11 protein-coding genes (1 of these 11 cut by a window edge) are annotated in these 11,777 nt (G+C 51.4%); all 11 read left to right on the top strand.

Annotated elements, in window-relative coordinates; translation table 11 throughout:
* Positions 1-373 precede the first annotated feature (373 nt).
* Complete coding sequence (rfbC, locus tag ACI3EW_RS13700) at positions 374-949, top strand: dTDP-4-dehydrorhamnose 3,5-epimerase (protein WP_015553895.1); 576 nt, start codon at positions 374-376, stop codon at positions 947-949.
* 156 nt (positions 950-1,105) lie between these two features.
* Positions 1,106-1,891: an ABC transporter permease gene (locus ACI3EW_RS13695; RefSeq protein ID WP_485663125.1), complete on the top strand. Its 786-nt coding sequence runs from the start codon at positions 1,106-1,108 to the stop codon at positions 1,889-1,891.
* Positions 1,892-1,900: 9 nt separating this feature from the next.
* Positions 1,901-3,217, top strand: coding sequence for an ABC transporter ATP-binding protein (locus ACI3EW_RS13690; protein WP_215702217.1), 1,317 nt, complete (start codon positions 1,901-1,903; stop codon positions 3,215-3,217).
* A 91-nt stretch (positions 3,218-3,308) separates the two neighbouring features.
* Entirely contained in the window at positions 3,309-4,169 is an 861-nt protein-coding gene (locus ACI3EW_RS13685; RefSeq protein ID WP_118533299.1) for a class I SAM-dependent methyltransferase, read from the top strand.
* Positions 4,166-7,279: a glycosyltransferase gene (locus ACI3EW_RS13680; protein WP_118533297.1), complete on the top strand. Its 3,114-nt coding sequence runs from the start codon at positions 4,166-4,168 to the stop codon at positions 7,277-7,279. Before ACI3EW_RS13685 ends, ACI3EW_RS13680 begins: the two co-directional genes overlap by 4 nt.
* Positions 7,280-7,632: 353 nt before the next feature.
* Positions 7,633-8,181, top strand: a complete 549-nt coding sequence (gene rimI, locus ACI3EW_RS13675; RefSeq protein WP_243022373.1) for a ribosomal protein S18-alanine N-acetyltransferase — start codon at positions 7,633-7,635, stop codon at positions 8,179-8,181.
* Between the two features lie 49 nt (positions 8,182-8,230).
* Positions 8,231-8,500, top strand: a complete 270-nt coding sequence (locus ACI3EW_RS13670) for a hypothetical protein (protein ID WP_485663122.1) — start codon at positions 8,231-8,233, stop codon at positions 8,498-8,500.
* A gap of 463 nt (positions 8,501-8,963) precedes the next feature.
* The gene (locus tag ACI3EW_RS13665) at positions 8,964-9,875 is read left to right on the top strand and encodes a ribonuclease Z (RefSeq protein WP_118322624.1); all 912 of its coding nucleotides are present in this window, start codon (positions 8,964-8,966) and stop codon (positions 9,873-9,875) included.
* A gap of 3 nt (positions 9,876-9,878) precedes the next feature.
* Positions 9,879-10,916: a tRNA (adenosine(37)-N6)-threonylcarbamoyltransferase complex transferase subunit TsaD gene (gene tsaD / locus ACI3EW_RS13660; protein WP_118533295.1), complete on the top strand. Its 1,038-nt coding sequence runs from the start codon at positions 9,879-9,881 to the stop codon at positions 10,914-10,916.
* Positions 10,916-11,650, top strand: coding sequence for a 2-C-methyl-D-erythritol 4-phosphate cytidylyltransferase (ispD, locus tag ACI3EW_RS13655; protein WP_118533293.1), 735 nt, complete (start codon positions 10,916-10,918; stop codon positions 11,648-11,650). The genes tsaD and ispD overlap by 1 nt, the downstream gene beginning before the upstream one ends.
* A protein-coding gene (locus ACI3EW_RS13650) for an AAA family ATPase (protein ID WP_118533291.1) crosses the window boundary here: on the top strand, positions 11,637-11,777 show its 5' end (the start). The gene runs 1,350 nt beyond the window's last position; 141 of the gene's 1,491 nt are visible here — the first part of the coding sequence; its start codon is at positions 11,637-11,639; the stop codon falls past the right edge of the window. Before ispD ends, ACI3EW_RS13650 begins: the two co-directional genes overlap by 14 nt.

Genomic DNA, 11,777 nt, shown 5'->3' with positions numbered 1-11,777 from the left:
CTGTTCAGTAGGTCTGCGCACTTGCTGCGCTGACCGTAAGAAAACATAGGATAGGAGGCAAAAATCCCATCAGCGAAGCTGATCTGGAATGGATTTTTGCGTGTAACTATGAAGGTACTGAATAGTTACAATTATGTAAACTGATTTGCTGCATATTCCTCTATATCAATGGCTGTGTGGCAGGTCAGAGCAGAAAAATATTGTCATTCTGCACTCCGGGTGGTATGATGTAGTGCGGAAATGCCGAAAAATGGCGGAAATACAGCGGCTGATCCGAAAAAGCATATGCTTTTACTCCGGAAATGAAACGGACATATGCCGAAAGAGAAAACAAGCACAGCCGTAAATTTATAAAAAGGTGAGGTAAAAGACTATGGGAAAGATTAAAGTTTCTTCCTGTGAAACAGATGGAATGGTAATCGAAGGCCTTCATGTGATCGAGCCGACCGTATTCAACGACGAGCGCGGATACTTTATGGAGACATACAACCAGAATGATTTTAAAGAGGCAGGACTCAATATGGTTTTCGTACAGGATAACCAGTCGATGTCCGTAAAGGGTGTACTCCGCGGCCTTCACTTCCAGAAACAGTTCCCGCAGGGCAAGCTTGTCCGTGCGGTACGCGGAACTGTGTTCGATGTAGCGGTTGACTTAAGAACACACTCTAAGACATACGGCAAGTGGTTCGGCGTTGAGCTTTCTGCGGAGAATAAGAAACAGTTCTATATTCCGGAAGGCTTTGCCCACGGCTTTGTCGTTCTTTCCGATGAAGCAGAGTTTGCTTACAAGTGTACCGATTTCTATCATCCGGGTGACGAGGGCGGACTTGCATGGAACGATGAGACCATCGGCGTAAAGTGGCCGATCACGCCGGATATGCAGCTCATCATCTCTGAGAAAGACCAGAAATGGCCGGGATTTAAAGAGATATTCAAGTTTGATCGTTAGTAATTAGCAGTGCGGCGCCAAATGCGGCAAGATGTGTCGCAAACTTGTTTGCGTAGGCATCTTTCCGCATTTAGCGACATAGGGCGCTGCCAGGAACTGCATCAATAGAAAGGTTGTAAAAGCGTGAATTATTTGACTTCATTACTGAAGGAGCTGGTGGCAAAAAGAAAACTGATCTGGGAGCTTTCCAAGGCAGATTTCAGAAAACGTTTTGTCGGCTCCTATTTTGGCGTTGTCTGGATGTTCATCCAGCCGATCGTCACCGTCCTGATCTACTGGCTCATCTTCGGTCCGATCGGATTCAAGAGTGCGCCGCCGGTGCCGAACGCCTCATACGTCCAGTGGCTGATTCCGGGCATCGCCCCGTGGTTCTTCTTCTCTGAAGCCTTGAACTGCGGAACGGGATGCCTTCAGGAGTACAATTATCTGGTAAAAAAAGTAGTATTCAAAGTGGAGATCCTGCCGGTGATCAAGCTGATCTCCTGTCTGTTTGTGCATGTATTTTTCGTCCTGATCATGTTCTTCGTGTTCCTGATCAGCGGCAAAAAACCGGAACTTTCCTGGATCCAGATCATTTATTACTCCTTTGCCACATCCATGTACGCTCTGGCGCTCACGTACCTTACGAGTGCGATCCAGGTATTCTTTAAGGATATGGCACAGATCGTCAGCATCTGCCTGCAGTTCGGCATGTGGCTGACCCCGATCATGTACAGTGAACAGTTATTCTTAGATAAGGGCTTGACGATGGCTCCGATGATCCTGAAACTGAACCCGTTTTATTATATCGCGGCGGGATACCGTGACAGCATGCTGACGGGAGACTGGTTCTTCATGCGTCCGACACTGACCGTGTATTTCTGGGCAGTGACCCTGATCACCATGTTAGTGGGACTCAAAGTATTCAAGCGGCTCCGTCCGCATTTCTCAGATGTATTGTAGGAGGGAACCATGTCTGCCAATGCGATTACAGTAAAAGACGTGACGAAGGTGTACAGACTCTACGACAAGCCGATCGATCGACTGAAAGAGTCCTTAAGCCCGACACATAAAAGCTATCACAAGGATTTCTATGCCTTAAATGGTCTCTCCTTCAATGTAGAAAAGGGTCAGACCGTGGGCATTATCGGAACGAACGGTTCCGGAAAATCAACGATCTTAAAGATCATCACCGGCGTCCTCACACCGACCACCGGCCAGGTGGACGTGGAGGGAAAGATCTCCGCGCTTCTGGAACTTGGAGCCGGGTTCAATATGGACTACACCGGAATTGAAAATATCTATATGAACGGCACCATGATGGGGTATTCCCGGAAAGAGATGGATGAAAAGCTGCAGGATATTCTGGATTTTGCGGATATCGGCGATTTTGTCTATCAGCCGGTGAAGACATACTCCAGCGGTATGTTCGTCCGTTTGGCATTTGCGCTTAACATTAACGTGGAGCCGGAGATCCTGATCGTCGACGAGGCACTGTCCGTCGGAGACGTATTCTTTCAGGCAAAATGTTACCGGAAGATGGAGGAGATCAAGCAGAGGGGAACAACGATCCTCATGGTTACCCACGATATGGGCAGTATCATCAAATACTGCGATAAGGTCGTTCTCTTAAACAAGGGCGAGTTCATCGCGGAAGGTGAGCCGGGCCATATGGTGGATCTCTATAAGAAGATCCTGGCAAACCAGCTGGATTCCTTAAAGGAAGAGCTGGAGAGCGACTATTCCGGCGGTATGCTGGGCGAAGAAAAGAACGTGAAGGCTGAGAAAGTCCATTCCGATGGATCTCTCATGAAGGATAAGATCACCATCAACACCGACCGAACCGAGTACGGAGACGGACGGGCAGAGATCTTTGATCTGGGGCTTTTTGACGCGAGAGGAAACCTCACAAATCTCCTGCTAAAGGGAGAGATGTTCACGATCAGGGAGCGGATCCGCTTCCATGCGCCGATCAAGTGTCCGATCTTTACCTATACGATCCGTGACAAGAAGGGAACGGATCTCACCGGAACGAACACCATGTATGAGGGCTGTGACATCAAACCGGTGGGAGACGGCGATGTCTACGATGTTTCCTTTACTCAGAAGATGACACTGCAGGGCGGCGAGTATCTTCTCTCCATGAGCTGTACAGGCTTTGAGGGTGAGGAACATGTGGTATACCACCGTCTGTACAATATCGCAAACCTTACGGTGATCTCCAATAAGAATACGGTCGGTGTGTATGACATGGAATCGGAAGTGGAGACATCGTTGACAAAAGCATAAGACCAGAACATGGCATTTTGACAGCAGGATCTGTCTGAAAAGACCGGCAGGATCCGGGAAAAATGTCTGTGACACATAGCGGGAGAAAAAGATGAAGGATTACAGTTATGAACTTCTTGACCTGCTCGAAAAGTATAAAGGAGATGCGGAGGCGGCACTGCGGGGAGAAACAAGCCCGTGGTGTCTCTACGCATTTTCTCCGTTAAGGGAAAATCTTTTCGAGTGGCTGGAAATGAAAAAAAATGACCGGGTTCTCCAGGTCGGATCCGACTACGGTTCCTGTACCGGACTTTTTACAGAGCGTGCCGGTGAGGTGGTCGTTCTGGATCAGCGGGATGAGAATCTGGAGGTGAACCGGAGAAGGCATGGAGAAAAGGAAAATCTCTTCCTGATCCGCGGGGAACTTCCGAAGGCAGATGCAGAGTCTCTTGGGTGGAAAGAGTACAAGGGAAAAGAACGTGCAGCAGAGGAGCTGGACGCGCTCTATAAAGCTGGATTCGACTATGTGATCCTGCCGTCCATGCTTTCCGCGACAGAGAAAAGCGGGGCAGCGGATCTGCTGGAAAGAGCGGCATCCCTTGTGAGACCGGGAGGAAAACTCTTAGCAGCGGCAGAGAATGAGTCCGGCGTCCGCTATTTCATGGGAGCGGAACCATTTGAGCACTCCTTCCTAGAGGTGGAGTTCCGCGGCCTGTTTGAGGACTTAAAAGAGAAATTTGGCGGAACCGCAATGCTCTACTATCCGGTTCCGGACTACCGTTACCCGGTGACTATCTACTCCGACGACTATCTCCCGCAGACCGGCGATGTGACGAACATTTCCGCCCGTCTTGACGGACCGGGACTCTGGTTCGGAAACGAGGAGAAAGCCATGGCGAATGCATGCAGAAATGGAGATTTCGCGAAGTTCACGAACTCATTTCTTGGCATGTGGGAAAAGGGGAAGGCATGAGACAGATTTTATTTGTAAAATACAATCGGACCAGAGCGGAGCAGTTCCAGCTGAAAACGGAGATCGTGAGGGAGGACGGAGTTCTCACTGTCGAGAAGACAGCTCTCACGAAAGCCGGCGAGGCGCATATCCGCTCATTCGGGGAAAAATATGAGAAGATCCGCGATCTGAATCCGGCCGTTCGCTTTTTAAAACCGGAGTGGAAAAAGGATCAGAAGACGGTTTCTTTCCAGTACTTAAACGGTAAGACCGTAGGGGACGCCCTGGGCGAGGCGATCGTCATGGGGGAAGTTCCGTATCAGGAACTTGAGAAGGTGATGAACGTCCTGTTCCCGGAAGACCCTGACGAGAAGAAATTTGAGGCAACGCCGGAATTTGAGGCGGTATTCGGGAAAGTCCCGGAGATCAGCGATCAGGCGGTTTCCGTGTCCAACGTGGACGGACTCTTCGAGAACCTTATGGTCCCGGAAAATGAGAACTGTATCTACGGGATCGACTACGAGTGGGTATTTGACTTCCCTATCCCGGAGAAATTCTTAAAATACCGCAATCTCTTATATTTCTACAGACGTTATGAGAAGGTGCTGAACGTTAAAGAAGAGGACCTATACGCGCATTTTGGGATTACAGCGGAAGAGCAGGCTGTTTTTGACGGAATGGAAAAGGCGTTCCAGTCCTATGTCCATGATGCCGGTTCCTTCGGTTACATGAAGCAGTATGAGCAGCCGACAAAGACGGTCGAGTTCCTTTTAGACCGTGAGAGCGAGCTCTACAAGGTAAAAGACTGGTGTGAGAATTTAAAGCAGGAGATCTCCGAGAAAGATGTCACGATCATGAAACAGCAGGAGGTCCAGCGCCTCACCAACAATCATGTGACGAATCTTGAGAACATCATCACAAGTCTCAGAAGCGAGAATGCGAGAATGGCGGGAGACCTGCAGTATCTGTCGAAACATGAGGCGATCATGTGGAAAATTCTCCGGAAATGCCATCACGCTGTGGATAAAGTCATGCCGAAGGGCACGAGAAAGAGAAAGATCGCTGGATATTTCAAGAATACCGTCTTCCATCCGGGAAAATACGGAAAGCTGTATTTCACGAAGGACGGACGAAACAGGATCCGTGGAGATTTCAAGATCGGCGCCGGTTACCTGGAACACGGAAAGCTGCACTTTGACTATGTGGAGCATCCGACCGTTTCCATCGTGATCCCGGTCTACAACCAGATCCACTACACATATGCCTGCCTGCTCTCGATCCTGGAGAACACGAAGGATGTGACTTACGAGATCATCATTGCGGATGACGTGTCCACGGATGCGACAAAGGAACTCTCCCTGTACGCGGAGAATCTCGTGATCTGCAGAAACAAGACAAACCAGGGATTTTTAAGAAACTGCAACCAGGCTGCGAAGGCGGCCCGCGGCAAGTATGTCATGTTCTTAAACAATGACACCCAGGTAACACAGGGCTGGCTTTCCTCCCTTGTGAACCTGATCGAGTCGAATCCGACGATCGGAATGGTCGGTTCCAAGCTTGTGTACCCGGACGGACGTCTTCAGGAAGCTGGAGGAATTATCTGGAGCGATGGTTCCGGCTGGAATTATGGCCGTCTCGATGATCCGGAGAAACCGGAGTACAACTACGTGAAGGATGTGGACTACATCTCCGGCGCGGCGATCCTGCTCTCGACGGATCTCTGGAAGCAGATCGGTGGCTTTGATGAGCTGTTTGCACCGGCATACTGTGAGGACTCCGATCTTGCATTTGAGGTGAGAAAAGCCGGATACCGCGTGGTCTACCAGCCGTTATCGAAGGTCATCCACTTTGAGGGCGTCTCCAACGGTACCGATGTCAACGGAACCGGTCTGAAGCGCTACCAGGTGGAGAACAGCAGAAAATTAAAAGAGAAGTGGGCGGAGGAGTTCAAAAAGCAGTCTGTCAACACAGGCAATCCGAACCCGTTCCGTGCCCGTGAGAGAAGCCAGAAGAAGCCGGTGATCCTTGTTGTGGACCATTATGTCCCGACGTTTGACAAGGATGCGGGTTCCAAGACGACCTATCAGTACCTGAAAATGTTCGTGAAGATGGGATATTCCGTGAAATTCCTCGGAGACAACTTCCTTCACGAGGAGCCGTACTCGACGACACTCCAGCAGATGGGCGTGGAGATCTTATACGGACCGGGATACCAGGCAGGAATCTGGGACTGGCTGACAAAGAATAAGGACGAGATCGATTTTGCGTACCTGAACCGTCCGCATATCGCGATCAAATATATTGACTTTATCAAGAAGAACACCAATATCAAGGTGATCTACTACGGACATGACCTGCATTTCTTAAGAGAATACCGGGAGTATGAGCTCACCGGCGATATCCAGAAAAAGCGGGAGTCCGATTACTGGAAATCCATCGAGTTCTCCCTGATGGAGAAGGCGGCGGTATCCTACTATCCGTCTTACGTGGAGGAAGAAGCAATCCATGCGATCCATCCGGAGTACAAGATCAGGGCGATCACTGCCTATGTCTACGAGAAGTTCCTGGAGAATATCGACAAGGACTTCGAAAAGAGGGAAGGACTGCTGTTTGTCGGTGGATTCGCGCATCCGCCGAATGCTGACGCGGTTCTCTGGTTCGCAAAGGAGATCTTCCCGCTGATCAGACAGAAGCTTGATGTGAACTTCTATGTTGTCGGATCCAAGGTGACGGATGAGATCAAGGCGCTTGAGCAGCCGGGAAGCGGCATCATCGTCAAGGGCTTCGTCACAGAGGAAGAGCTTGCATCTCTCTATGCGACATCCCGGATCGTTGTGGTTCCGCTGCGTTACGGTGCCGGAGTCAAGGGAAAGGTTGTCGAGGCGGTCTATAATGGATCGGCCATCGTCACTACTTCCATCGGTTCCGAGGGAATCCCGGAGGCGGAACGCGTCATGAAGGTCGCTGACGGACCGGAGGCGTTTGCCGATGAGGTTGTCAAGATGTACCAGGATCCGGCGGAGTGTCGCAGAATGTGCGAGGAGACGCAGAAGTATATTCGTGAGTATTTCAGTGTCGAGGCGGCGTGGAAGGTCATTGAAGGAGATTTTACGCCGGAGAAGAAACGGTAAGAGTTTTCTGATCGCACGAATGTGGAAGTGTTTCATGATTTCTGCGTTTACAATTCTGAAAAACATGGATAGGAAGGAAAAAATCCCATCGGCAAAGCCGATTCGGAATGCATTTTTGCTCGTAACTTGCCATACATCTGAAGGGAAGCTCCGTGGGGAGGCTCTTGTAGGTGTGAGGGTACTGAACAGTTACGTTTATTCATGAATCGAATATTGCATCATACGATTCTGCCGGGACTTTCGTTCCCGGCAGTCTGTATATGCAGAGAAATTTTCCGGCGAAGCGATCTGGGCGGGATGCAGATGGACCGATCATTGGGAATGACTGCAATGCAGCAAAAAAGGAGAATATAGTGGAAATAAACAATATTCATGAAAATTCTAATAATTACAACAAATATACAAAGGATAGTAGCGATGAGGCGAAGTCCGCGGGAAAGGCGGAGACGATTCTTCGTGCGATGACTGCGGATGATCTTCCGGCGGTGGAACGGATCGAACAGACTTGTTTTTCCGATGCATGGTCGGAGAAGCTTCTCTCCGATATGCTGGAGAGCGAGTGGGACGAGGCCTGGGTGCTTGCGGACAAGAAGAATTCCGTGATCGGGTATGCGAATTTCCGGTTTCTCGCAGGGGAAGGGGAGCTTATGAGGATCGCTGTGCTTCCGGAATACAGGGGACATGGGGAGTCAAAGAAACTCATGGATCGTCTGGAAATCTCTTCAAGGGAGAAGGAGGCACCGGATTTGACTCTGGAGGTGCGTGCCGGGAACACGCCTGCGATAAACCTTTATAAATTCTATGGTTTTCAGGCGGAGGCTGTTCGGAAGAATTATTATCATGATCCGGTGGAGGACGCGCTCATCATGTGGAGACGGCCGGTTCCATCGATTCCCACTTAAAATCATGATTTTTTCCGCTATACTGTAGGGGACTCCGGGGGAACCGGGGATGATGAAGGCGGAGGAAAAGAGAAATATGAGAAAATACGGAAAAGACGGTCGGTTGGAGAGCGTGATCTGCAACAGGTGCGGAAGGAAGTTGGCAGTGAGGAATGGGATCGTGCGGGAAGGCGTGTTTTCGTCGGATCATGCGTGGGATTTCTTTTCGGAGAAGGATGGGGAGGTTCACCATTTTGATCTGTGTGAGGAGTGCTATGATGAGGTGACGGGGGAGTTCCGGGTTGCGGTGGAGGTGGAGGAGGAAATCGAGATGCTGTAAAAGGATCAAGGCGGGCGGCTGGAGAGGTTGCCTGCCTTTTTTGTTGGCGGGGGGTACGCGGTGAGCTTCCGCTCAGGAGTGCTGGGGATGCGGGGATGGTTCCACTAAGCTTGCGGATGGCTGCTAAGGGCGGAGGACAGGGACACAACTCGCTGCGCTCAGACAAGTGTCCCCTGTCCTCCAACGCATCCGTCCGCGAGCCAAGTGGAACCAGATCCCCGGATCAATGCACTCCTGATCGGAAGCTCACCGCTGTGTATTGCAGATGGGACGCTCGTGGCGGGCACATCGATGGGAGTATAAGGTGTCTTTCGATGGTTTCTTTCCTGAGGAATAAGGGCTGCATCTCTTGCATATGACTGGCGCTTTATGGTATGATACGTGCAGACTTGATAAATTTAGTATCAAAGGGGACAAAAGTTTTTTTGACCCCGCCATTATGATAGAATGCAGAGGAAATTACATGTTAGATATCTGTTTACTGGGGACCGGGGGCATGCAGCCGCTGCCGTATCGTTGGCTGACGTCTATGATGGCGCGCTGTGACGGCAGTAATCTGTTGATTGACTGCGGCGAGGGGACCCAGATTGCTTTGAAGGAAAAGGGATGGAGTCCGAAACCGGTGGACGTGATCTGTTTTACGCATTATCATGCGGACCATATCAGTGGGCTTCCGGGTTTCCTTTTGACGATGGGAAATGCGGAGCGGACGGAGCCGGTGCTTCTTGTGGGTCCGAAGGGGCTGGAGCGGGTTGTCGGCGCGCTCCGGACGATCGCGCCGGAGCTTCCGTTTCCGCTTGTGTTTAAGGAGCTCACGGAGCCGAGGGAAAAGTTCCAGGCGGGGCCGTATGTGGTCGATGCGTTTCGTGTGAATCACCGTGTTACCTGCTACGGCTACCGTATCACGATCCCGAGGAACGGCAAGTTTGATGTGGAGCGGGCGAGAGCGCAGGAGATCCCGCAGAAGTTCTGGAGCAGACTCCAGAAGGGCGAGACGATCGAGCATGAGGGACGGACCCTGACGCCGGATATGGTGTTGGGCGAGAAGCGCCGCGGGATTTCTGTGACTTACACGACTGACACGCGCCCGGTCCCGGCGATCGCGGAATATGCTGCGGATAATGATCTTTTTATCTGTGAGGGCATGTACGGCGAGAAGGAGAAGATCGCGAATGCGCGGGAGAATAAGCACATGATGTTCCAGGAGGCAGCGAAGCTCGGAAAGGAAGCGAATCCGAGGGAGATGTGGCTGACGCATTACAGCCCGTCGTTGATGCATCCGGAGGAATATTTGAATGAGATCAGGGAGATTTTCCCGAAGATCAAGACCGCCCGCGATGGCTGGTCTGCAGAACTTGGATTTGACGAGGATTAGAAAATGAAGATACACAGTGTTGAAGAAGACGTATATATACTTGCAATCGAGAGCTCCTGTGACGAGACGGCAGCTTCCGTCGTAAAGAATGGACGTGAGGTGCTGTCCAACGTGATCTCATCCCAGATCGCGCTCCACACGCTCTATGGCGGCGTAGTGCCGGAGATCGCATCGAGAAAGCATATTGAGAAGGTAAACCAGGTGGTTCAGGTTGCCCTTGATGAGGCGCATATGACTCTGGGCGAGATCACGGCGATCGCGGTGACTTACGGTCCGGGTCTTGTGGGTGCTCTTCTTGTCGGAGTTGCGGCTGCGAAGGCGATCGCCTATGCGGCAAAGAAACCGCTGGTCCCGGTCCATCACATCGAGGGACATGTTTCCGCGAACTTTATCGAGCATCCGGATCTGGAGCCGCCGTTTGTCTGCGAGATCGTGTCCGGCGGACATACCCACCTTGTGATCGTAAAGGATTACGGCGAGTTTGAGATCATCGGACGCACGATGGATGACGCGGCCGGAGAGGCTTTCGATAAGGTTGCCCGCGCGGTCGGACTCGGATATCCGGGCGGACCGAAGGTTGACAAGGCGGCAAAAGAGGGAAATCCGCATGCCATGGAGTTCCCGCGTGCGAAGGTTGGCGGATCCCAGTATGATTTCAGCTTCAGCGGTATGAAATCCGCTGTCTTAAACTATATCAACCAGGCGGAGATGAAGGGCGAGACGATCAATGTCCCGGATCTCTGTGCTTCGTTCCAGAACGCAGTGGTGGACGTCCTTGTGAGCCGTGCGATCGCTGCGACAAAGGAATTTGGCTATAAGAAGCTTGCGATCGCGGGTGGTGTCGCATCGAACTCTGCCCTCCGTGCCGGGATGAAAGCGGCATGTGAGAAAGCCGGGATCGAGTTTTATTATCCGTCACCGATCTTCTGTACCGACAATGCGGCGATGATCGGCGCGGCCGGATACTATGAATACATCAACGGAGTGCGCGCAGGCTGGGATCTGAACGCGGTTCCGAACCTGAAACTGGGAGAACGGTAATGGAACAGGTAAAAAAGGCTGCGATCGTTCTGGCGGCCGGTCATGGAAAACGGATGCACAGCAAGGTGGCGAAACAGTATCTGCTCTTAAACGGAGAGCCGGTGCTGGTCCATGCCCTGCGTGCGTTTGAGATGAGCGGAATGGATACGATCATCCTGGTGACCGGGGCGGACGAGGTGGAATTCTGCAGGAAGGATATCGTGGAGGCCTATGGGTTTTCCAGCGTGAAACAGGTCGTGCCGGGCGGAAAAGAGCGGTATGACTCTGTCTGGAACGGTCTCTGCGCTTTGAAGGCAGCAGGATTCCCGGAAGATGGGATCGTCCTGATTCATGATGGGGCGAGACCGCTTGTGGACGGGGAGATCATTGCGCACGCAGTGGATGGCGCCTGCAGCTATTCTGCCTGCGTGGCAGCGATGCCGGTAAAGGATACGATCAAAGTGGCGGACGCGGACGGATTTTCCGAGAGCACCCCGGACCGCAGCACCCTGTGGCAGATCCAGACCCCGCAGGCATTCCAGTTTGAGCTGATCTATCGTGCGTATGAGAAGATCTTCGCACCGGGGGCAGACCGCAGCCATATCACGGACGACGCAATGGTGGTAGAGCTGATGACGGATACAAAGGTAAAATTCGTGGAAGGCAGCTATTCTAATATTAAAGTGACGACTCCGGAGGATATGGTGATCGCGGAGGCACTTCTGTACAAGGGAGAAAAACATGTCAGTTTTTGATTTTAATGCGGAAGCAAAAGAAGAGAGAAAGAACGCGAAATGCACATTTACGTTATTTCGTTCCAATGAGACCACGGCAACTCCGGAACATCCGATCCTGGTCCTGGACAACCGGGAAAAACAGTGG

Source organism: Pilosibacter rotomagensis (genome assembly GCF_045062245.2).
In the GTDB taxonomy this organism is placed as follows: Bacteria; Bacillota; Clostridia; order Lachnospirales; family Lachnospiraceae; genus Pilosibacter.
This window is presented reverse-complemented; position numbering and strand designations above follow the sequence as displayed.